This window comes from Oceanobacillus arenosus (assembly GCF_003369575.1).
Classification (GTDB): domain Bacteria; phylum Bacillota; class Bacilli; order Bacillales; family Amphibacillaceae; genus Oceanobacillus; species Oceanobacillus arenosus.
This window is the reverse complement of sequence record NZ_PIOC01000024.1, coordinates 1-21,473: the sequence shown is the minus strand read 5'-3', so window position 1 is coordinate 21,473 and position 21,473 is coordinate 1. Positions and strand designations below refer to the sequence as shown.

The following is a 21,473-nucleotide window of genomic DNA, read 5'->3' as shown; positions in this document are numbered from 1 at the left end:
GCATTGAATCGAGCGGGGACAAGCCGAATTCGCGCGAAATCGTCACTGAATCGAGCGGACCTGACGCCGAATAGAACGTGCGCTCCTTTCCCTGATGAGCTACCATTAATTTGTATAATATACGAACCAATTAGAGCCCCCAAATTTTTTAAAAAGAATACATTAATCAATAAAAAGACGACACTAAAGTCCAAAAAGGTGATTTAGTGTCGTCCTTTCTCATAATAACCGTTTAATTCCACTGAATAATCATAAGACTTCATCTACCCCATCAATGAAGGAGCTTTTCTTATTTTTTCCGATCCATAAACATGCCATCCATTGCTTGTACACTTCTGTATGGATTCGTATACGATTGATTCGATTTCTTCTGCTGCTTCACTTGCTTCATTTCTGTTTTAAGTCCACTAAACATCACTTGCATCTTTTTTTGAACCGCTTGATTTATCGGCACAAGTTTCTCCCCAAGACTTTGTTCTTCTGTAGAAAATGGCGGACTTAAATTCTCCATTTCCACACCTCGTCTAATTAGCAAACGATTTAAGTCGGTAATGACAGCTTCTCTTGATTTAGCAGATACAGGCTTATCTAATAGATTTTTTAATTCTACGGTTAAATCATAAATAGGCTGTAATCGATTCATCAAACCTGCGCACCCTGTGCAAATTGTTGTTGCCTTGTTTTTAGAATTACCTGTTTCCACGTATCACGGAATTCCGTAACTAATCCCAATGCTTCTTCCAATAACGCTATTTCATTTTTAATATTTGCTTCTTTTAATTGAAAATGAATATATTCATACAACGGTAGGATTTGCTTCGAAATTTCTACTTTTTGATCCAATGTCAGCATTAATTCTTGGATAATGTTTTGCGCTTTTTGGATATTTGTATTTTTAGCTTCGTAATTTTTTGCATTAACATCCTTGATTGCTTGTTTAATAAATTTCATACAGCCATTATAAAGCATTAACGTCAATTCTCCACCTGATGCAGTATTAACGGCGTTGTTTTGGTATGTTTGATATGCTTTGTTTTGCGCCAAAATATTCACTCCTTAAGAAAATTACTAAATTACATTCCGTTTCCGCCGAAGCTCATGAGCATGGATGATTGATTATTCATCATCGAAATTGCCTGCTCCATTGCCGTAAATTGTCTCCAGTAGCGATCCTCGATTTGTTTTAACCGATCCTCGAATGCAGCAATTTGCTCATCAAGACTTTTCACTCTTTTTCCTAATGTGTAGTTGTCAAGTGTCGATGTTCCTTTACCTGCACGTGCTTCAATCTTACCTACTGTTTGTTTTAATGCATCCTGTAGACGATTTAATAGACCACGATCGGTTCCCTCATTACTATTGGAAAATAATTTTTGTACACTTGCAGGATCAGATTCAAGTGCTGCTTCTAACTTAGTTTTTCCATCCTTATTAATCGTTTGATCAATCTCTAATTTACCACCATCTAAATAATCTCTTGTCGTAGATATACCTAGTTCAGACAGGAATGAAAATGCGCCATCATTTTCTACCTTTTCATACCAGCCCGAGCGCATATCAAACAATGCTGAAGTAACAATTGACTCACCCTTAAGCAATCCACTCTTCGCTTTTTCTTCCCAAAGCTCAATTTCCTTTTCAGACATTTCTTTTCGCTGTTCTTCTGTCAATGGCGGGTAATCACGATATTTTGCTTCATTTTGTGTTGCATTTAGTGCATCAACTAATTCATTGTACTTGTCAACAAACTCGGTTATTTTTTTAACAGCTGCGTCCGTGTCGCTGGTGACGGTGAGTTTAGCAGCTTTATCGGTTACATCATTGAATTGGAAAGTGATCCCGTTTAGTGTATAGTTGTTGTTTTTTGATTCCAAGTCAGGTACGCCGTTGTAAGTAAATTTTGCGTTAACTCCTTTTTGTGCTGGTATAGCATCTTTAGCTCCAGAAAAACTAAGTAATCCTGAAAAGAGGTTATTTACACTATTACTCGAAAAGCTAATTTCATTATTGTTAACAGCAATTGGATCTGTATTGTATTTCCCAGTTCTAGTCGCTTCTAAAAATACCTTATTATTTATTTCATCATAAGAGATACGGACATTGCTTTTTTTACCGTCGATTTCTTTACTGTTGATTGTTTTAAATACATCGTTTAATGTATCAGTACTTTTTATTTCAAACTTAAACTCAATAGCTTTACCTTTTTCATCGTAAGTAGTGATGGTATGAGTACCTTCGTAATCAGTCCCTAACTTAGCATTCAGGTTAAGTTTATTTTCAGGTGTAAGTGTACCTACATGTACCTCCGCAGTTGCCAGCTGTTTCACTTCAAACGAATAAGTCCCATTCATCGCACTACTCGACCCGGTAGCCGTTACTGCACTTTCCTGCGATGAACTTACCTTTTTCGTTTCATACGTTTTGCTCAGCTTCATATCCAAAATCATTTTATCAAACTCAGCAATTTTCGTATTTATATCACGAAAAGCATCGCGCTGCCACTCATATTTCGTTTTGTTCTGCTCCATTTTATCAAGTGGAAGTCGTTCAGCTGCCATTAATTCCTTAATGATGTTATCTGTGTCAATTCCACTTGCAAGCCCGCCAATTCTCATCCAATACTCACTCCTTTTAGATTCTTTTATCAACTAAGAATCCCATAAAATCTGCCATTTCCGCATACATATCCAGCATTTTCTTCGGCGGAATCTCTTTTATTACCTCGTGTGTTGTCGAGTCTATTACTGAAACATAGTATCGATCGAGTTTTTCATGAAGTTGAAATTTAAGGTTTGTCTGAACAGGTCTTAAAAATTCATTTAAAGATGCAATCTTTTCTTCAATATCTTTTTTGTCTAGCTTTGGATCATTTTCTTCTATAGATGTATTTTCAATATCATCAACAATCAATTTCGTTATATAACCATCCACTTGCTTCATTGGCTGTACACCATATTCCTCTGCAACTGAATGATTTGCCCCATTCACAACATTATCAATTCCCATCCTAGTATCCCCCAACACTATTATTTACTTATGATATCGGCTAGAATTACTGAGGTTTCAAGGGCTTTTCAAAAAAATACTGCTTTATCCCGAATTAACTGGCTGTAAAATCCCTACTTAATGAAATTTCACTCTCTTGTTTGGAACTTACTTCTCTGTTTCCTTTAATAGCTTCAACAAATCCATAGAAACATTTGCAGCTTCACTATTTTGTTTTTGAATATCTACATAGATTTCTTTCCTGTGGATATCAATCGATTTGGGTGCGTCAATGCCTAGCTTAATTTGATCTCCTTCAATTGAAAGTATCTTTATTTCAATGTCCTCGCCAATTTGAATTGCTTCATTACGTTTGCGTGTAAGTACGAGCATTATCTCACCTTACTTTCATCTGTAGCGCCATTGGTTGTAATCGAAGCCTTAGATGGATACTTATCAGTGTTTAGGATAAACTGCTTCCCTCGCTTGTTCATTGTATTAATAATGATAGGCGCTTTTAAGTTTATTGTGCTTGTCGCAAAAGGATCCTTTAATGTCACAATCGCAAAGACACTAACGTCTTTTTCCTCTTTAATTTTTAATGTTTCTACTAAATTATCATCGAGTTCAAATTCATATGATTTGTAAATCAAATATGGATCAGTCACGATAAATGCCACATTCGCAGTGTTTATTGATTGTAAAATCTGAAAAACTGGATTATCTGGTAAATGAAGCAAAGCAAATTCTAGCTCATCACCAAAACCTGGGAGCCCATTAGGAAATCGAATCATTTTCTCTGCATTTATTTCCACTTCACCTAAATATTTTGTTTGAATAATCATACGAACGATTCGTCCTTCCTCATTGTTCTAAATTGGTAAAACTAATTTGTAAATCCTGCTTTTGTTTTAAACTTGTTTCAACTGTTCCTGGTTGATAGGTAATCCTTGGTTTATTTACCGTTGCCTCGATGATAGGATGATTTACTTTAACATCGGTATGTACTTCTGCTGGCTGGTAATTGAATTTCACTGCAAAGGTGGATGGAATAAATTTAATTCCTAGTGATTTCATTTGATCATGACTATTACGAACTGCCTGACTAATTAATGGGTTACCACCATTTTCAATTTTCATCAGTTCTGTTCCTTCACTGGCCCTTCTAGCAGTCCCCTGTGCCACTGCTTTCATTCCTTCCTGGCTATGTTGTTCGTTCCGCTTTAAGATTGACATCAAATTCATATCTTCCCATGCTTTTGATTGATCAATGTCAAGCTTTGCTGGTGTTGTCTGGATTGAAAGTGAGGCTTGCGGCTGTTGAATAGTTAAATCCGCTTTTGGCTGTTCAATATGTTGTTTAGCATTCGTGGTATGAATCTGAATTTCTGCAAGCTGTGAATGCATGCGAATTTGTGGTAATTGCATAAAGCGAACTCCCCTCAAAACTTGTTCGTTATTAAAACCCTGAACCCTATCACGGGTCAGGGTCATGTTAATCTATCTTAGAAAATCAAGTAGTGTCGGTTGGATAATTCTTGCGCCCGCTGAAAGTGCAGCACGATGTAAACTTTCCTGTGTAATTAATTTTGTAATTACTTCTGCATAGTCAATGTCTTCATTATTTGACATTGTCTGAGTTGCTACAATTTCTTGCTCGCTTAAACGATTCTCGACCAACTCTAACCGGTTCATTCTTGCACCTAAGTCTGCACGTGCATTGATAATATTATCAATACTCGAATCAATCTCGCCAAGGCTCTCATCGAGATTGCCAAGGGAATCATCGCCCTCTAGTTTTGCAATGAAATCATCAATAGTGGAAAATAAGTCTTTCTCGCCATCAATACTTCCAAATACCTTATTGCCGTCAACATTTGCCTGTAAGGATGATCCATCAGAAACTTCAATCTCTACTGATTTGAACTGATATGCTGCATCATTATAGGAAATATTCCATGTATCTGGATTTGCGCTTAATCTCTCAATTGGCGCTTTCGCCGTATTTGTGCCATTAAAAATATATTTATCATTTACTTTCGTATTTGCAATATCAATTAAATCTAATTTAATTTGCTTTACTTCTTCTGCTACATTTTTCCGTTCATTCTCGCCATATGTATCACTGCTAGCCTGCACTGCCAAATCGCGTAATCGTTGCATCGCCTGTGTCGCTTGATTTAGCGCTGCATCAGTATTATCATACCAGTTATGAACTTCATTTGTAGTTTGCTGATATTGCTCAACTTTTAACAACTCGGTGCGATAGCCCATTGCATTCATCGCGAGTACTGGATTATCCGAAGGTTTATTAATCTTTTTCCCAGTGCTTAATTGATTCATATACGTATCAAGTTGTGAATAACTATTCGTTAGATTCTTTAACATATTATTCGAAATCATACTCTGCGTTATCCGCATGAATTGCCACCTACCTTCCTACTAATCCCATATTATTGATTACACGGTCAATTAATTCGTCATATGCAGTCAAGCTTCTTGCAGCAGCATTATAAGCGTGCTGAAATTTAACTAGATTGGACATTTCCTCGTCAAGTGAAACAGAGCTTATAGACAATCGCTGATTTTGTACCTGTGTAAGTAGAATCGTCGTATTATCAGCCATCCGATTTGCTTCACTTGCATTGACACCTAATTTACCGATGACAGATTCATAGAAATCTTTAATTGACGTCTTTTCACCATTTTCAAATACTAAGTCATTGTAGAGAACATCCGCTAAATCACTTGCATTTCCGCCATCACCTGAAATGCCATCATTACTAGCTGCAACGAGAGATGGATTTTCCATAATAGACGCATCGACTTTGATGAGTTTTGCTGCATTTTCCGTACTCGCTAATTCCTCGAAGAAGTTACGACCGGTGTTTCCATCTAATCCATAACCTAATTGATGGACCCCATTAAACGCATCCGCAAATTTAAATGCCATATCATCTAATGTCGCAAGTATATCTGAATAATCCCCTTTAATTTCAGTACCGTCTGAATACCCGTAAGCCTGAATTAGCGCTGCTATCGAGCCTTCTTTTCCTGGAGGCATGTCAATTATTGATTCCACTTCATTTGCATCAGTCACAACTAACTTCTCAACTGCATCATAGTTTGCATCACCATTATTAATCGAAACGGTGCTATGCCCACCATCTGCACCATTTACTAAAACAATGTCGCCCACTTTGATTGTGGCAACTCCCTGAGCAATATCCTTTGCACTAGCACTGCTTTCATCATACCCAACACTAACTTCCATCATATTGGACAGTTCATCGATTAATACATCTCGTCTATCATAAAGATCATTTGTCACAAAACCATTTGTTTCCAGTTTTCGTACTTCTGTATTAATATCATCAATTTGTCTAAGGATTGAGTTTACATTGTTAACATTACTTTCAAGCTGTTGCTTCAAATCACCACGAATCGTATCCAGGGAATTATCTAAATAGCGGAACGTTTCTGCCAATGCTTGTCCACGCTGAACAACAACAGATCTTGCTCCTGAATTTTCAGGGTTCGTAGCTAATCCATTTAATGATTGCCAAAATTGGTCCATCGATGCGTTAAGACCTGTTTCCGATGGTTCATTCAATAAACCTTCCATTCGACTGAAGGCTTCCGCTCTTGTCGACCAATATCCAGAAAGACTGTTTTCTCCACGATATTGAGTATCAAGAAATTGATTACGAATGCGCTGAACTGATCCAGCCTCGACCCCTGTTCCAATTTGACCAGGGATTTGCGGACGATTTCTACCAACAGAAGGATATGGTGTTGTAGTCTCGAAGTTTACTCGTTGTCTTGAATAGCCCTCTGTATTTGCATTCGCAATGTTATGCCCTGTTGTATACAATGCTGATTGTTGTGTAAATAGCGCCTGTTTCGCCATTTCTAGTCCGTGAAAGGTACTCATACGATTACTCCTTTAAACCGTTAGTTTATCTTATATTCGTTTATTCACCGATTCAATCTATGCTTGTGAATCAAATAAGGATCTATTTGTAGACCCTGCTTCTTTACTTTTGCTACCATAATTCAAATTATTAATCGATGGGTTCAACATATCTAATGAAAGCTGCACAAACTGCATGGACTGGTTTAGCAATGCTTGATTCAGCTGTTCCTGTTGTTTCAACTTTGTAATCAAGTTGGTCAAATCTGTCGTGATTGCTGCCAATGCTTCTTGCTCCGCCCCGTCTTCGATTGTTTCCAGCATCGTTGTGATCGTCGCATTTTCAACCGGGATCTTACTATTTTTCGCCCATGCTGTTACACTTTCTTGTCGTTTTATCTCCGCCTGCTCTAACAGTCGAATTTGTTTCCGCTCTTTTACAAGTAAAGCCTGCAATTTATCAACAGATCCATCCTTCACGATTTCTGTTTTTTCTTGAGAAATCACTAGTAACGCTTCATGCACATGTACTAAGCTTTCTAATGATTGAATAATTGTTTGTACGGACAATTGATTGTCCTCCTTTTTAGAATCAAAACGGATTATTTCGACCAAAATTTAATCATTTTATCTGCCACTTTCTCGGCCTCTACTTTATAATCTCCAGTGGCGATTGCATTTTTAATCTCCTGAACATATGCAGCTCGCTTTTCATTCGGCTTTCCATTTTCTTGCAATTGTTTCGCATGGCTGGATATTTCAACTTGATCCTGTTTGTTTACTGTCTTTTGAATCTCTGCTTGTTTCTGCATTATATTTTTATATGGATTAAAGTTTGATTGATTTGGACCATTAATTTTCATATCAGCACACCCCTCTTTGTTTTATCTTTCGTTCCTTATTCGCTTATTATTACTATCGGAAAAACAACTCCAATAATGAAGCATTAATTTCGTTTATGTTTATTAAATGCATAATAGGTATTCGTCTCTTGCTTTTCTTTTATGCGTCTTTCTTCCGAGATTGTTTCAATTTCGTCATGGATTGCGAGCTCTTTTTTAAGCTCTTCTTGGCAATTGTGACAAAGCTTTCCTGTCGTAATACCGTTTCCACATCTTTCACATGGATAGGAGAGATTTGGAAAGTGGGATGGTAACAACCGTTTTTCTTTCACAAATTTTGTAATATAGCTTTCGTCAACATTTGTTGCTTCTACGATTTCTATCATTGTTGCCGTTCTATTTTTTTGTACTTGCAAAAACTTAAATACCGTTTGGAATGCTGCCTCTTCTTCCTTGTAGCAATTCTGACAGATGTCACGTATCCCTTTAAGAAAAAGATTTCCACAACGTGAGCAATTCGCTAATTCTGCCATTATCAATCCCTCATTTCAGTCATTATATCACGATTAGTAAACTAAGATTTAGCCATTTCATTTAATAGCAATCTTAGTTGCACCGATTAATTTAACATCGTTTTTTTTTAGAAGACTTAGGTTTAACCCAAGCCTTTGGGTGACAGCCTTAGTTGCACTTATGTAGTAAGAAAGTCGTTATCCTTTCTTACCTACCTACCAAAATCTTATCCTCGTATCAACGTAAAGGCATAAACTTTCGGACAGCCATTGTCCTTTAACAAACTTGCTGCATGTCTTAATGTTGTACCTGTTGTATATATATCATCGACAAGAATCACTGGTTTTTGAAGCGTTTCTTTGATAAAAAATGGATTTTCCGATTCGATTCGTTCCATTCTTGTTTTTTTCGATTGCTTTTCTCCATGAACCCGCGTTAGACACTCAGACATCTCCATTGGTAAAAATCCCGCTAACTGCTTCGCCTGATTAAAACCTCGCTCCTGTAATCGCTCTTCACTTAAGGGGATGGGAATAATAATTGCATCCTTCTTCAAAAAGGAAAGGTTCTTCCGGAACTCCTCAATAATATAGGACTGAAATACATTTCCTAGCACATAATCACCACGGTATTTCCATTTTGCAATAATCTCCTGGATAAATGGATTATAAGTGAAAATCGAATAATTAAGTGCAATCGAGTTTCTTAATGGATGCTCTATCCACCAACTACAATTGGAGCAAATCTCCGCTTCCGACCTTCTACTACAGTTCCTGCAGCGCTTTCCATCTAATCGGTCCAATTCCCCTTCACATATACTACATAATGGTCTCGGCTTTTCTGGCATAAATAAATTCGTCCAAGTTATGTCTAGCATGATAGCTCTCCCGCACCATAGGCATTCCATCATGAAAATCCTCCCCGCTTATTCATCATGTTTATCGATTGAATCGCCTGTACCATCGCCTCCGTTTTCCCATCATGAAAGAAAATCACTTCACCAGTTGGATCATCTGCACTCCTGCCAGCCCTTCCAGCAATTTGTACAAGCGCCGCTTCATCAAACACCATATGACCCGCATCAAAAATCACCACATCCACAGAGGGAAAAGTAACACCTCTTTCCAAAATCGTTGTCGTAATTAATACAGATAGCTCCTTCCTCCTAAATTGAGTCACCTTTTCCTCACGGTTCGAATCACCTGCATGGACAAAAAGCAATTTATCTTTCGTTGCTATTATTTGTTCTTTAAGTAACAGGCTCGTTAGATTCTCCTGCAATTTTTCTGCTAAACGAATCGTTGGCACGAAGATGAGTAATTGTCTAGTAGGGTTTTGTCGCTTTCGTGTCCAAGCGAGAAAAGTTGCCGGGGCTTGATTGTTTTTTAAATTTTTTTTTAATGAAAAGGTCATGGTCATTTTCGGAATTGGTAGGGGATGTCCATGGAAGCGAGCCGGGACAAAAACATGCGGGAGCTGCTTTCGATTCAATCGCATCTTTTGTTCCTTTCTTGGGGTCGCCGTTAAGTAAAGCATTGTTCCATGTACCGCTTTCGCTCGATTCGCCGCAAACGGTAATGATGGATCTGCATGATAAGGAAATGCATCAATTTCATCAATAATTAATAGGTCGAATGCATCTTTGAATCGTAATAATTGGTGGGTTGTTGCAATGATAAGCTGGGCTGTCGCCTCTTTTTCCTCACTCCCCCCATACAATGCCTGAACCGTTACATTTGCAAATGCTTGTAGAATTCTTGGTTTAAGCTCGCGAACAACATCAGCCCTCGGTGTTGCAATACAAATCCGCATTCCAAGCTTTAATGCTTCGGTTATTCCAGGAAAAAGCATCTCGGTTTTTCCTGCTCCACAAGTAGCAAGTCATGAATACGTAGAATTGACAATATGATATGTAGATGGGTAGAAAGGGTGATATAAAATGAAAATGTGGCACATAATGGATAAAGAAGGAAACACGTTAGCATTTTTATTTGTGGATTGGAAAGTAGCTGATTATGAAAAAGAATTACGTGATAAAGGCGTTGAGTATAAGACGGATTTTTATATCGACAATAAATTAATAACTGTAAGAAATTAATAAGAGAAGGGATTTATTCCCCTCTCTTTTCATCAAATGTGCATTTTCTTGTATTTTTTCTTCGCGTCAATCACTTCTACTTTATTAACTTTACGAATGCTAAAAACATACCCGATTACTTTAAAATTCAATCCTTTCTTTAAAATACGGATTACACTGTTTATAAAATAACCTATGATTATTCCTGTTATCAACCCAATTGCATAAAACATATTAATTTCTCCTTTTTTATAAAATGAGTTCTAAATATACTCTCGCCCGCATAAACTGTGTAGCGTAGGCAAACAGTTCTTATAGGACTTTAATACACTTTTTTAAATAACCCTATAATACATGTCATGTTATGAAGGAATCACGCCACCAATCACGAATATCTAATTGAGGTGGATGACATGGAATGTAGGTTAAACGAAATATTAAGACCTGGGGATATTACGCGTTTAGCTGATAAAACCGGAATACATAGAAATACAATAAGACGTTATAAAGATAATGAACGTTTACCCAAGATAGATCATGCTTATAAAATAGCTGATTTCTTCGGGAAAACCGTATATGATATATGGCCGCCAAAATAGGCGGTTTTTTATTTTTTAAAATGCACCCATTCGTGTGCATAAAATGCAATGTAATCCCATATCATTTAATAGCATGACATGGGAGGTAATTACATGACAACGATGAAGAATAAGCCGATTTCATTCAATCTTGATAACCCTGGTGAAAGGTACCTTTTTGAACACGTCAAAGATATTAAAAATTTCTCAGGATATGCAAAATCACTAATTGCTAAAGATTTAAAATACAAACGTGATGTTATCAAAGTGGAAGTTGGGAATAAGTGATAAGCGCAGCTCCTGCTGCAATTAGTATCCATGGCAACATACTGAATCACCTCTCTTTACATCTATTATGCACCCATTCGGGAGCAATTATACATTGGAGGGATAAAGATGATTGTTAAATTAAACGGTGATTATTGGTTTGATACGGATCGCCCCATTGATGATGAAGTAATTGTGTTAATGAAATCAAATAAGATTAAGAAATTCGCAATGATGGTTTGGACTGCTTCAGGAGTTTTGTTTGCTCAATCGGTTCATGCAGAAAGCTTTTATGAAAGCATGCGCCCATTAACACATGTATTTCAAGATATTGCATTAGGCCTTGGAATCCTCTTCGCTTTAGCCGGTTTTATCCTTCTAGGGTTTAAAAGGAGAATGGGGACTACCACCTTGAAAACCACGGCTATGGTTGTTGGTGGGGTGTTCTTAGTACCAAGCTTACTAATGTTAGTTGCTATTGTAGGGACATTGCTTAATGAAGCTTTAACAGAAGCATTTCAAAACGTTAGAAATGGAGTGAGTCAATAATGAGATTCTTTGGAGGATTAATATTCGGATTTATAATAGGTACAATCTACGCTCTTTACCAAACAGTAGAAGCACCCGAAGGAAAGTTAGTCGGTCTAATGGAAACAATAAAGGCCATATCGGAGGTGTTTTAAGTGGATGTAGTTATGCAAGGATCTACAATAAAAATCCGATTTCCGAATTTAATTCAACCATTGAAGGATTTCCCAACCATATATAAACCTAAGCCAAAATTGGAAGCAAAAGTAAACGGTAAAAGAGTACCTTTAAAGCTAATCCAAAATAAGCAAATCAAACAATCTCCATATAAGACATTTCAAATCGTCCCACACTCTAACGTCAAAAATGACAGGATAGAGCAGTTTTCGGACATATTGGCAGATTCATATGCTGAACTGTTTGAACGCTTCGCTAGCGGGAAAATAAGTGACCCAGACAGAGTGTTCTTTGAAACTTCCATTACTAAAGATTCTTTTCAAACCTTTATTACTACCAATGATGCGCTATACGATACCATTAAGCAGCAAGCACAAGTAACTTGGAAAAACGTTACTCTCCAGGAGAAAAAGAGAAAAGAACAACTCAAAGCTAATGACTGTTTAGCCTATGATTATAAATTAAAGTACCCCTTCTTCCTATCATTAAAAACGGACAAAACAATGCAGCAGATACCACTCGAGGAAATATTGGAAATATCACGTTTTATGCAAGGATTGGATCAAGTGTTTATCCAGTTCGGTATTCAATCAGCAGAGGAACATTGGTATAAGGATGCAGAAAAAGAGCGAGAAGAATTTGAAAGGAAACCTTCGAAACGATGGACTAAAAAGGAATTTCATAAATCAACGGAAATGAAAACAAGTCACCTCGGATTTGATTTTACATTACGATTCATTGTGCAGTCACAGGATGAAAGGAGAAAAAGAAGGATTGCTAGAGGGTTGAACTTAGCATTAAAGCAATTAAATCAAGATAACGAATTAAAAGAAAAGATGATTAAACCACATCGTATGGGTAAATTCATCCTTAAAGTGACAAGCCGTCATATTTCTGTACCGTTCATTTTTGGGAGGAGACAGATAATCACGCCACCAGAAATCAAACATTTTATTAAGCTACCACAAAGAACACTGCAAGATGAATATCCCATCATTGAAACAGTAACAGGAAAGGAAATAGATATACCAGATATTATTAAAAAAGGCGGTATTTCGTTAGGTGAGGTAACGTTTAAAGGCAAGAAACAACCCATATACATGCCTATTAACAACTGGGATGAATTATGCTTACCACGAACTGCTATAGGCGGGATGGGAAGTGGGAAAACAACTTTCGGTGCTAATTGGATAGTAGAATCGGTTAATAATGGTTTTGGCGCATTGGCAATAGATCCAGCCAAAGGAGAAATAGGAAACGAAGTTGCTGCCGCATTGCCAGGTAATAAGGTTGAAAGAATTAAGTTAGGCAGTGATCCTATATCTTTGGATTGGTGCGAAGTTAAACATTCATCTAGAGCCAAAAACAGACTGGCCAATACAATAATAGGATTTTTCAATACGACTACGGATGAAGCCGGCGCCCAAACATCAAGATATATTCGTGCTGCAGTTATCGCCATGCAAACTGGAAAACTATCCGAGATAATCCGAATATTTGAGGATGAAGAATATAGAAAGAACGTTATTGAATCAATGAAAGATGGAATTCACAAAATGACAATGGCGGATTTTGACGGAATGAGCGCGGGGAAGAAAGCGCAAATACTAGCCCCTATACTCAATCGATTAGATACCATCATTGGCGATGAATACTTAGCCGAATGCATGGAATCCGATCAATCTATTGATATGGTTGAACTAATGGGTCAAAGGAAGGCATTTATAATTGATGTTCCTAAATCTGAATTAGGACCAGAAGCCGTAGACATTATTGTTAATCTGTTGTCTACGAAAATAGACTTGGCCATGACCTTGCGTAAAGAGTCGAATCAATTCCCCTTCTTTATTGTTTTTGATGAGCCCCATCAATTCTTGAAATCAGCCAGGACATGGAAATCAGCTGCAGTCGAAAGTAGGAAATGGCGTGTTGGTTATGTATGGATGTTTCATAGTTGGGAGCAAATACCACGCAATTTGGCTGAAATAATTAAATCTGCAGGACCTCACTATCATTTGTATTCGAGTAGCAAAAAAACATTTTCCGATTTAAAAGAAGAGATAGCGCCTTTTACAGTTGAAGACGGATTGAAGTTGAAGAAATTTCATTCCATAAATATAATAAGAGCAGGAGAAGAGGGATTGATAAAGCCCGTAGTTGCTAAGATGTGCCCACCACCTAGTGAAAAAATAGCCCCTGCTAGTTAGGGGCTAAACAATATTTATATCCAGAATATCGCAAAACTCAATTTTAGATCGGTCAAAATTATCCATCTTGATGTATTTATCAATGTAATCGATCCTATAAATTTTTTCTTTAATACTGAGATAATCATGATTGCCCTTGCCATAGTATGTAATTTCTACCTCTAAGTCCTTGGTTATGGCTTCGTGCAGCTTAATACCGATTTCATCTAATTGTTGTTCGTCCAGAATAGGTTTAATTTTATTATCCATACTATCCCAATACTCATTCAACATTCCAATATGTTCTGGCATCATTAATGAAGTCCATTTCTTTGTACCACGATCATTCATTTAGATAGCCGCCTTTCTTCTTGCAGGTCCAGCAGAAAGAATATTTTCATGCTTAAATGTCCTAAATTTTTTTCGCCAAAAACAATAAGCCAATATGGAATCATCATCCATACTGATTACCCTAATAAATCGCTGTGTAACGTTATTATCCTGGTCAATATAAAAGATAACAATCTTTTCCCTTTTTTCCATCGAACGATTTAATAATCCCTTCATGCTGAACCCTCCAATTATAGAATGTGTGTTCCAAACGTTTGTTCTAGTATACCACAAAAACAGAACATATAAACTGTAATTTATTTACATTGATTAAATTAATTTTGTTGGATATAATAAGAACAAATGTTCTTTATGAAGAGGTGAATCTAGGTGGACTATTCCGTTTATCCAAGAAATGATGTGCTTTGTATTGATATGCGTTCCTTTTATGCAAGCATTGAGGCTGTTAAGCTGGGGTATGACCCTATGGAAGTTATGCTTGCGGTTGTTGGAGACCCTAATCGTTCAGGCAGTATTGTACTTGCTGCATCCCCTGCTTTAAAGAAAAGATACGGAATCAGTAATGTTAGTCGTTATTTTGAATTGCCGAATGACCCAAATATTATTATTGTCCCAGCCCACATGGGAGATTATTTAAGAATGTCAGTTGAAATCACCAAATTACTCAATAATTACGCCCCACCGGAAGCTATACACGTTTATAGTGTGGATGAAGTTTGGGTAACGGTTAATGGCTTAGGTAAGCTTTTTGGCGACCGCTGGGAAATAGCAAAAAGGATCAAAGACGATATTATGGATAGTTTTGGGCTTACTGCTTCGATTGGAATCGGTGATAATAAATTTCTTGCAAAAGTCGTTATGGATCTGCATGCTAAAAAGTCCGGAATTGCAGAATGTAAATATGAGGATGTGGAAGAAAAATTGTGGCCATCACCTATACAGGCCATCTGGGGGATTGGTCACCGAATGACGAAAAACTTGCATCGTATGGGGATTGTTACACTAGGACAGATTGCGAATTATAGTCTAGACAGCCTTAAAAAACGCTTCGGAATTATGGGAGAGCAACTGTATTGGCATGCATGGGGGATTGACTTAAGCCCTGTATTTGGTGATTTTACTAAAACTGAACAAAAAGGATTTGGTCATGGCATAGCCCTTCTTCGGGATTATACTGGTGAGGAAGTGGGCGCCTGCATTTTAGACCTTTGTGAAGAAGCATGTCGAAGAGCGCGTACTGGAGGTAAAGCAGGGAGAACAATACAGCTCGGTATCTCTTACTCTAAAGACACAGCTGGTGGATTTTCGCGATCAAAGTCGGTTGATATCCCTACTAACGTGACCATGGATATGTACGATGTTTGCATGCAGATGTTTAATGAATATTATGATGGTAAAAGTATGATTAGACACGTTAATGTTGGATTGACTAAATTGTACGATAAAGAAGAAATGGATATACAGCTTGACTTATTTGATGATCGCACAAAGAAAAACGATATTGGATATGTAATGGACTCGATTCGTGATCGTTTTGGTACAACCGCAATCCTTCGAGCGTCCAGCTATACAGATGCTGGGATTACACGGGAACGTAGTAAGAAAATTGGTGGACATTTTGCTTGATTAACACAAATCTAACGAAATATACAAAGGAATTTATTAACTTTTATAGAAATAATTAATCAGGAGGTGAGATCATGCTAAAAATGCGTTGTCCTGCTTGTGAAACAGAATATCAAGATAGCGACTTAGTGTATCTGGACATCGGAAATACCGTGCTGCACCAGGATTGTGTAAAGCGAGTTGATAAAAAAGACGAAGGTACATACAAAGAAATAATTCACCAATATGATTTCTTTGAAGAATTAAGATAAATAATTTTTAATTTCACACCCCCTTTTGACCATCTGATTCGATTGTATGGTTAGGAGGGGATTTATTATGTCCAAGAAATTTGATAATCATTTAACGGGATTTGGCGATTGGAAGGATTGGGAAGATTATGAGGAGTATGGAGAATCAGAGTGGTCAAATAAAGAAAGCTGGTATAACGCTTATCGTGATACACCAAGTAAAGAGGAATGTGACAGAATTAGTGCGGCATTGTCTGGAGAGGTTAAAGTATATTTTGTTAAGAAGTAAGAAAAATGCCCCTAACATCAATGGCTAGGGGCATTGATTTATTTCACTCTTAATTTTTGACCCGCATAAATTGTATAGTTTTTATCTAAACCATTCCAGGACTTAATTTGCGCCCAGGTAGAACCATACTTATTCGATAAAGCTGAAACCGTATCACCGCTTTTTACCGTATGATAATTCTTCGTAGCTGCAGTAGATCCGGTTAATTTTATTTTTTGACCAACGTGTATTAAGTTTGGATTACTGATATTATTAATATCGGCAAGTTTAGCAACAGTCGTATTATGGTCTTTAGCTATTTTAGAGAGCTTGTCACCACTTTTAACCGTGTAGGTACTAACACTGATAGTTGACTTTTTAGGCTTGTCTGCAGGCTTATTTGCGACTTTGTTATTAGTTAAAACCTCTCTATCCCACACATCCAAATTGTACGTATTGATGATATTAATTACCTTACTAGCATATTTTGGATCAGTAGCATATCCTGCTTTATGGATTGCAGTGATTTGTTTTTTATAATCACTTACACCAATTGCAGCCTTATAACGTTGATTGACTGTTAGGAATACACAATAGTCAAGGATAGATGTTGACCAATTAGGATAAGCCCTAAAGTTATCTTTAATATCATACCGTTCACCGCCATAAACCTCCCATGTATCCATCATCGCGCTATTGCCGTTGTAAGAACCTTTAATACCAAATAAGTTATTATACTTAGTAGCAAGACCACTTGCACCCCATGCTGATTCTAGGGCAGCTTGTCCTGCTGCAACCGATGGCAAGATACCAAACTTACTCCAAAGTTGCAATGCACCTGGTTTAATCTTATTTAGAAAATTATCTGTTTTTGCACTCATTTATTTAATCTCTCCCTTTTTAAATTATAAAAGACACCTCAGTGAGATGTCTTATTTATCATCTTTCTTTAATTCTTCATCGATTTTTGTTCCCAGCATTTCCTCGCCGATTTCTTCAGTAGCACTTTTAGAATCAATGTGCTTTAACTTTTCTGCTAAATTCTGAGGTACAAGTACACCTACCTGCGCTAAATTTTCCGTGATGGATAATCCTTCATTGGCAATATAAAAAAGGACAGTCGCATAAGTAACCGCTCCTTGTAATCCAAGTATTTGATCAACTACATTGGCTAAGATAATCACGACTAGCACTAGCAATTTTCTAGCATAACCAAATAGTGATTTTCTTGACCATAAGTTTTCATTTTTAATGGCCTTAGCAACACCGGTGATAATATCCAAAGCCATTAATAGTAACAACAGATGCAAAAATTTTACATCCCCAAATAAGAAAAATCTTGCAGCCTCTAAATGTTCCAAATTAAAACCTCCCACATTAACAACTCCCTTTTTATTTTAATTTTCCCCCTTCTAACTCTCTATATTTGCGCATGAAAAAAGCACCTCGATTGAGATGCTTTAAATTATAAATTATTATAAGTTTCCTTAATTTCTTTTAGTAATTGTTCTTCCGTTTTATTTGCAGGATCATCCTTATACTGGTTCTGTTCTGAATTTAAATGCCAGAGCCATGCTTCAAGCAAGCTTAAATACGTGTTTTCGAAATGATTTAAAAATGAAGTTGAACCTACATATCCATTTCCAGCACCAAAACTTTCTAATCTTACTGCACAATCATTCTTGAATCTTAATTGGTTAAATGGTGTCAAATGTAGATTACCGTCCCAATCAATCGTTAAAACGTTAGTATAATTATCATCACCAGCCAACAAGGTTTCTTTTAATTCTTCTTTAGTAATAAACTCCCTTTTAGGTTTTTCTGTTCTATGGGACATCAACTCAATTGTTGTGTCTGTTAAACCAAAGGATTCAGGTTTTGTTTCTACTATCTGACCATCAATTGTTACTGTCTTGTTTCTTTCTAACCATAAATCTGCACTATTATAAGATGAAAATGTCATATCATTATCTAAAACATTACTTTCATTTTCCTTTTCTATATTCCTGAATTCTCCATCATTTTTTAATCTGTGAGTAGGAAATATAATCTTAACTGCATTAATTGTAAAAATCATTATTCAACCTCCTGTTAATCTTATTTACTACTATATTCGACAGGAGAAAACAATAACCCTTCTTTTTACCTATAAAAAAGAACCCTATTCGGATTCTCTAAGTGTTTTCGCTTCTTCTATTAAATCTGGAACCTGCTCATATTCCTTTTCTATCATTGTTTCCTCTACTTCTTGCATCTTGTCAAAATACTCTTGGTTATCTACCACTGGGCTTACTTCTTGGATAAATAAATCTAAATAATTAGCGAAAATAGAAATCGTTTGGTCTACATCCACATGCTCTTCATATTCCCTGGTTACACTTTTTACTAATGCATCTTCGAACTCTTCAGCATCACTAAACAAATATACTGTTTCGCCTGATTGCTGTAATTCTTCAATTTTGCCTGTTGAAAAGTTCTGCCATGGATAGTTCGGTCCTGTATCAACTGTTCGTTCTGTTGGTATGTCTACCACTTCCTTTTCTTCAGCCGGTGCATCCACTTCTACTAGTTCAATAGAATTATTTGATACTGCAGACATCTGGGCAGCAGGTTTAGATTCTTTTTCGGCAGTTCCACATGCTGCTAATAAAATTAATCCCAAAAGTAAAAACGACACTTTCTTCATATTTAGTCACGTCCTTTTTACCTCATTATACTAATATTACGTGACTAAACCAATAAAGATTCAAATAATTATTATAGCGTCACCCCCTTTTGGCTTCTAATGAAGAGCCCCCAAATAACAGTTGCACTAATTCGAGCAAGCTCATCAACTGGCCTGATTTCCACTTCTGCAAACCTATTTCGTTGAATATTTCCTTTATTATCTTTCATAAGGTATGGAGTTAAGTCCAAGTTTTCTCCCTGCAAAGTAGTCGCTGGAATAATGGTACCGTCCACTTTGATTTCAAGTTTCGTTGGTTTAGCATCATGCTCATAGATACCGTAGATGGGATCGTGAGTATGTTCCGGAATCTCAATAGGCGGTATCGTTACTTCAAAATCATGGGTATGCTCTGGCAGTTCATGAGTATGGTCCATGTCATGGGTATGATCCATGTCGTGAGTGTGGCTTGGAACTGTATGCGTGTGATCCATTCCGTGTGAATGTGCAGGAAGTGGAACAGTGTGATTATGGTCAAATCTACCATCCCCAGATATGTTTACTAAATGAGTATGTGCTTCATGAACATCAGTCGATGGCCCAGATGTTATCTGAAGCACTTCTTTAGGAAATAGCTTTGTTGTACTTGAAACAGAAGATTCACCACCGCTTGTAGTAGTATTTCTGCTAGATGGTCCCGAAGTACCCCCTCCACCTGAAGCACTTGTTTTTCGACTTGATGGGCCGCTTGTTGTCCTGCTTGAAGGACCACTTGTATTTCCGCCACCACTTTTAGTTGATTTCGACTGTACAACCGATTCTTTTTGATAATGCCCTCCTGACTTAGCTCCTTTGTGATTACCTCTGAAATAGTCCGTGTACCAGGACAATTCCATAAAATTAATGTTAACGGCATCTTCCGGAATCCTTATTCTGAATTTCACCGGATGCTCTGGATCCGCATTATCCGTTTGGTCACTGTTTAAAATGTTTGTTGCTCCCATACTATAAGCGTCATTCACCTGCTGCTTACGTTCCTGGTCTGCTTGGGTAGTTGCAATATCATCCAGCTTATTGTTAAGCCCAAAATCAATATCCTCATACTTGCCAGTTAAATCATTCTTAGATTCTGTAATGATGCGTACAGTGTAAACTTTTTCACCGCCAAGATTATCTGGAACAATAATATTAACTAAATCACCTAAACGGTTTTTCTCGTGTGCAAATTCTGGTTTAACTGATAAATCGGCACCCTTAGCAGTTAAAGATATTTTGGGAATCTTCCACTGATCTAATATGCTTTGGCCAGATGCTTTTAATGATTCGGCATTAGTAAATCGCCCATCAATCCAAATGTACTCACGTAAGCCGTATTTAGCGATTGATTCAGCATCTTCCAAGTAAGGCACACCGTTATTAACGCTTGTAATATCTAATTGATTTACACCTTCCCCAGCACCTAATGGATAGATTCTATTTACTATTTCAGTCGGATCTATCACTTCATCAAATGAACCCATATTCTTTCCCCATCTAAGCTCACCTGTGACTACTTCGGTAGGTTCGACTAGGTTTAGTGTCCAAGGGTAATTAACCGTGTCATATGTCCATTCATAGGGTACGTTAAACGGCTTAGGAATGGATAGTATAGGAGCAAGTAATCCATTTTCATTTTCGAATGAGTATTGGAAATATCGTCGAAAAGCAACTGTACCCTTTTTCCAATGCTTTGTTTTTTGCTTATCGAGAATGTATTGAATGTTATCTGCTGTCGTGATGTTAATACCTGGTTGATGGTATTTAAAAAGCACGCTATCTAGCAATGTAGCTAGAACGTGCTCTAATTGGTATGTTACTTCATTGTCTAATAACCTAGTTTCTTCTGGGATGATACGGAATAAGCCAATAAATTCGTTTGTTTGGTCCTCGATGATCTCTACAACGTTAAATGGTTCACATATTTCTTTTTTAGGATCGTCTATGGGTAAGCAAAAAGAAGCACTCCACAATTCATTGAGGTGCTTCTCATAGCTTATTTTATATGCGTTCTCTAGGATGCCTAATTCGGTTAGGTCTTTTGTTTTTATTGTTAGGATGTTATTCACCTCCAAAATAAAAAGCACCTCGAGTGAGATGCTTTTGTTAGTTATCTTTAATTCAGTTAGTTAGAAGTTTGTTCCATTTATGGATTAAATAAGATTATAATGCTTAAGCGCATCACTATGTCTCATTATCCTAATACCTCTAGAAAATGCCCCATCAATTAA

Annotated in this window: 30 protein-coding genes and 1 pseudogene; 8 read left to right on the top strand and 23 right to left on the bottom strand. The window is 37.0% G+C overall.

The genetic code is table 11. The annotated features are described in order from the left end of the window. Positions 1-289: 289 nt before the first annotated feature. The 15 genes and pseudogenes from fliT to CWR48_RS21095 all read right to left on the bottom strand — a co-directional run. A complete protein-coding gene (gene fliT, locus CWR48_RS15925; RefSeq protein ID WP_115774321.1) occupies positions 290-643 on the bottom strand; it encodes a flagellar protein FliT in 354 nt (117 codons plus the stop codon). Then, positions 643-1,044 (bottom strand): flagellar export chaperone FliS, encoded by a 402-nt coding sequence (gene fliS / locus CWR48_RS15920; protein WP_115774320.1) that lies wholly within the window; start codon positions 1,042-1,044, stop codon positions 643-645. The genes fliT and fliS overlap by 1 nt, the downstream gene beginning before the upstream one ends. Before the next feature lie 29 nt (positions 1,045-1,073). Next, on the bottom strand, positions 1,074-2,615 hold the full coding sequence (locus tag CWR48_RS15915) for a flagellar hook-associated protein 2 (RefSeq protein ID WP_115774319.1): 1,542 nt from the start codon (positions 2,613-2,615) through the stop codon (positions 1,074-1,076). A gap of 16 nt (positions 2,616-2,631) precedes the next feature. Then, on the bottom strand, positions 2,632-3,006 hold the full coding sequence (gene flaG / locus CWR48_RS15910) for a flagellar protein FlaG (RefSeq protein WP_245976836.1): 375 nt from the start codon (positions 3,004-3,006) through the stop codon (positions 2,632-2,634). A 147-nt stretch (positions 3,007-3,153) separates the two neighbouring features. Further along, positions 3,154-3,378 carry a carbon storage regulator CsrA gene (csrA, locus tag CWR48_RS15905; RefSeq protein WP_115774318.1) on the bottom strand — a complete coding sequence of 75 codons (225 nt, stop codon included), beginning with the start codon at positions 3,376-3,378 and terminating at the stop codon, positions 3,154-3,156. Then, complete coding sequence (fliW, locus tag CWR48_RS15900; protein WP_115774317.1) at positions 3,378-3,830, bottom strand: flagellar assembly protein FliW; 453 nt, start codon at positions 3,828-3,830, stop codon at positions 3,378-3,380. The genes csrA and fliW overlap by 1 nt, the downstream gene beginning before the upstream one ends. A 19-nt stretch (positions 3,831-3,849) precedes the next feature. Further along, positions 3,850-4,413: a DUF6470 family protein gene (locus CWR48_RS15895; protein ID WP_115774316.1), complete on the bottom strand. Its 564-nt coding sequence runs from the start codon at positions 4,411-4,413 to the stop codon at positions 3,850-3,852. A gap of 72 nt (positions 4,414-4,485) precedes the next feature. Beyond that, positions 4,486-5,406 (bottom strand): flagellar hook-associated protein FlgL, encoded by a 921-nt coding sequence (gene flgL, locus CWR48_RS15890; RefSeq protein ID WP_115774315.1) that lies wholly within the window; start codon positions 5,404-5,406, stop codon positions 4,486-4,488. Between the two features lie 10 nt (positions 5,407-5,416). Further along, positions 5,417-6,919, bottom strand: a complete 1,503-nt coding sequence (flgK, locus tag CWR48_RS15885; RefSeq protein WP_115774314.1) for a flagellar hook-associated protein FlgK — start codon at positions 6,917-6,919, stop codon at positions 5,417-5,419. 57 nt (positions 6,920-6,976) lie between these two features. Further along, positions 6,977-7,468 (bottom strand): flagellar protein FlgN, encoded by a 492-nt coding sequence (locus CWR48_RS15880; protein ID WP_115774313.1) that lies wholly within the window; start codon positions 7,466-7,468, stop codon positions 6,977-6,979. Positions 7,469-7,500: 32 nt separating this feature from the next. Beyond that, the gene (gene flgM, locus CWR48_RS15875) at positions 7,501-7,761 is read right to left on the bottom strand and encodes a flagellar biosynthesis anti-sigma factor FlgM (protein WP_115774312.1); all 261 of its coding nucleotides are present in this window, start codon (positions 7,759-7,761) and stop codon (positions 7,501-7,503) included. An 83-nt stretch (positions 7,762-7,844) separates the two neighbouring features. Further along, on the bottom strand, positions 7,845-8,273 hold the full coding sequence (locus CWR48_RS15870; RefSeq protein WP_115774311.1) for a TIGR03826 family flagellar region protein: 429 nt from the start codon (positions 8,271-8,273) through the stop codon (positions 7,845-7,847). A gap of 206 nt (positions 8,274-8,479) precedes the next feature. Further along, the gene (locus CWR48_RS15865; RefSeq protein WP_245976835.1) at positions 8,480-9,130 is read right to left on the bottom strand and encodes a ComF family protein; all 651 of its coding nucleotides are present in this window, start codon (positions 9,128-9,130) and stop codon (positions 8,480-8,482) included. Positions 9,131-9,159: 29 nt separating this feature from the next. Then, positions 9,160-9,666 (bottom strand): helicase-related protein, encoded by a 507-nt coding sequence (locus tag CWR48_RS21100; RefSeq protein ID WP_342772472.1) that lies wholly within the window; start codon positions 9,664-9,666, stop codon positions 9,160-9,162. A 99-nt stretch (positions 9,667-9,765) separates the two neighbouring features. Beyond that, positions 9,766-10,116, bottom strand: a pseudogene (locus CWR48_RS21095) (DEAD/DEAH box helicase); the annotation flags it as partial. Positions 10,117-10,192: 76 nt separating this feature from the next. Here CWR48_RS21095 and CWR48_RS20510 point away from each other — a divergent pair. After that, positions 10,193-10,351 carry a hypothetical protein gene (locus tag CWR48_RS20510; RefSeq protein ID WP_170140791.1) on the top strand — a complete coding sequence of 53 codons (159 nt, stop codon included), beginning with the start codon at positions 10,193-10,195 and terminating at the stop codon, positions 10,349-10,351. 32 nt (positions 10,352-10,383) lie between these two features. Here the strand turns inward: CWR48_RS20510 and CWR48_RS15855 are convergent, their stop codons facing one another. Continuing rightward, complete coding sequence (locus CWR48_RS15855; RefSeq protein WP_115774309.1) at positions 10,384-10,563, bottom strand: hypothetical protein; 180 nt, start codon at positions 10,561-10,563, stop codon at positions 10,384-10,386. 180 nt (positions 10,564-10,743) lie between these two features. Here CWR48_RS15855 and CWR48_RS21235 point away from each other — a divergent pair, with 180 nt between their 5' ends. The 4 genes from CWR48_RS21235 to CWR48_RS15840 all read left to right on the top strand — a co-directional run bounded on the left by CWR48_RS21235 (position 10,744) and on the right by CWR48_RS15840 (position 14,087). Then, positions 10,744-10,929, top strand: a complete 186-nt coding sequence (locus CWR48_RS21235) for a helix-turn-helix transcriptional regulator (protein WP_115774308.1) — start codon at positions 10,744-10,746, stop codon at positions 10,927-10,929. Positions 10,930-11,022: 93 nt separating this feature from the next. Then, positions 11,023-11,196, top strand: coding sequence for a hypothetical protein (locus CWR48_RS20505; protein WP_170140790.1), 174 nt, complete (start codon positions 11,023-11,025; stop codon positions 11,194-11,196). Positions 11,197-11,304: 108 nt separating this feature from the next. Next, positions 11,305-11,724, top strand: a complete 420-nt coding sequence (locus tag CWR48_RS15845) for a hypothetical protein (protein ID WP_115774307.1) — start codon at positions 11,305-11,307, stop codon at positions 11,722-11,724. 233 nt (positions 11,725-11,957) lie between these two features. Next, positions 11,958-14,087 carry an ATP-binding protein gene (locus CWR48_RS15840; protein WP_147294895.1) on the top strand — a complete coding sequence of 710 codons (2,130 nt, stop codon included), beginning with the start codon at positions 11,958-11,960 and terminating at the stop codon, positions 14,085-14,087. A gap of 3 nt (positions 14,088-14,090) precedes the next feature. Here CWR48_RS15840 and CWR48_RS15835 read toward each other — a convergent pair whose 3' ends face one another. Next, positions 14,091-14,417, bottom strand: coding sequence for a YolD-like family protein (locus tag CWR48_RS15835; protein ID WP_115774305.1), 327 nt, complete (start codon positions 14,415-14,417; stop codon positions 14,091-14,093). Further along, positions 14,418-14,633: a hypothetical protein gene (locus CWR48_RS15830; protein WP_115774304.1), complete on the bottom strand. Its 216-nt coding sequence runs from the start codon at positions 14,631-14,633 to the stop codon at positions 14,418-14,420. Between the two features lie 153 nt (positions 14,634-14,786). On the opposite strand from CWR48_RS15830, the gene CWR48_RS15825 reads away from it, so the two are divergent. The 3 genes from CWR48_RS15825 (at position 14,787) to CWR48_RS15820 (ending at position 16,562) form a co-directional block, all read left to right on the top strand. Then, the gene (locus CWR48_RS15825) at positions 14,787-16,043 is read left to right on the top strand and encodes a Y-family DNA polymerase (RefSeq protein ID WP_115774303.1); all 1,257 of its coding nucleotides are present in this window, start codon (positions 14,787-14,789) and stop codon (positions 16,041-16,043) included. 74 nt (positions 16,044-16,117) lie between these two features. Continuing rightward, positions 16,118-16,294, top strand: coding sequence for a hypothetical protein (locus tag CWR48_RS20500; RefSeq protein ID WP_170140789.1), 177 nt, complete (start codon positions 16,118-16,120; stop codon positions 16,292-16,294). Positions 16,295-16,361: 67 nt separating this feature from the next. Then, the gene (locus CWR48_RS15820) at positions 16,362-16,562 is read left to right on the top strand and encodes a hypothetical protein (protein WP_115774302.1); all 201 of its coding nucleotides are present in this window, start codon (positions 16,362-16,364) and stop codon (positions 16,560-16,562) included. 38 nt (positions 16,563-16,600) lie between these two features. Here CWR48_RS15820 and CWR48_RS15815 read toward each other — a convergent pair whose 3' ends face one another. From CWR48_RS15815 to CWR48_RS15795, 5 genes are all read right to left on the bottom strand, one after another. Next, the gene (locus CWR48_RS15815) at positions 16,601-17,422 is read right to left on the bottom strand and encodes a glucosaminidase domain-containing protein (RefSeq protein ID WP_115774301.1); all 822 of its coding nucleotides are present in this window, start codon (positions 17,420-17,422) and stop codon (positions 16,601-16,603) included. 51 nt (positions 17,423-17,473) lie between these two features. Then, positions 17,474-17,902, bottom strand: a complete 429-nt coding sequence (locus CWR48_RS15810; protein ID WP_425453908.1) for a phage holin family protein — start codon at positions 17,900-17,902, stop codon at positions 17,474-17,476. Positions 17,903-18,006: 104 nt separating this feature from the next. After that, positions 18,007-18,618, bottom strand: coding sequence for a hypothetical protein (locus CWR48_RS15805; protein WP_115774299.1), 612 nt, complete (start codon positions 18,616-18,618; stop codon positions 18,007-18,009). Positions 18,619-18,702: 84 nt separating this feature from the next. Next, complete coding sequence (locus CWR48_RS15800) at positions 18,703-19,227, bottom strand: hypothetical protein (RefSeq protein WP_115774298.1); 525 nt, start codon at positions 19,225-19,227, stop codon at positions 18,703-18,705. Positions 19,228-19,298: 71 nt separating this feature from the next. Then, positions 19,299-21,311 (bottom strand): phage tail spike protein, encoded by a 2,013-nt coding sequence (locus tag CWR48_RS15795; protein WP_245976838.1) that lies wholly within the window; start codon positions 21,309-21,311, stop codon positions 19,299-19,301. Positions 21,312-21,473 lie beyond the last annotated feature (162 nt).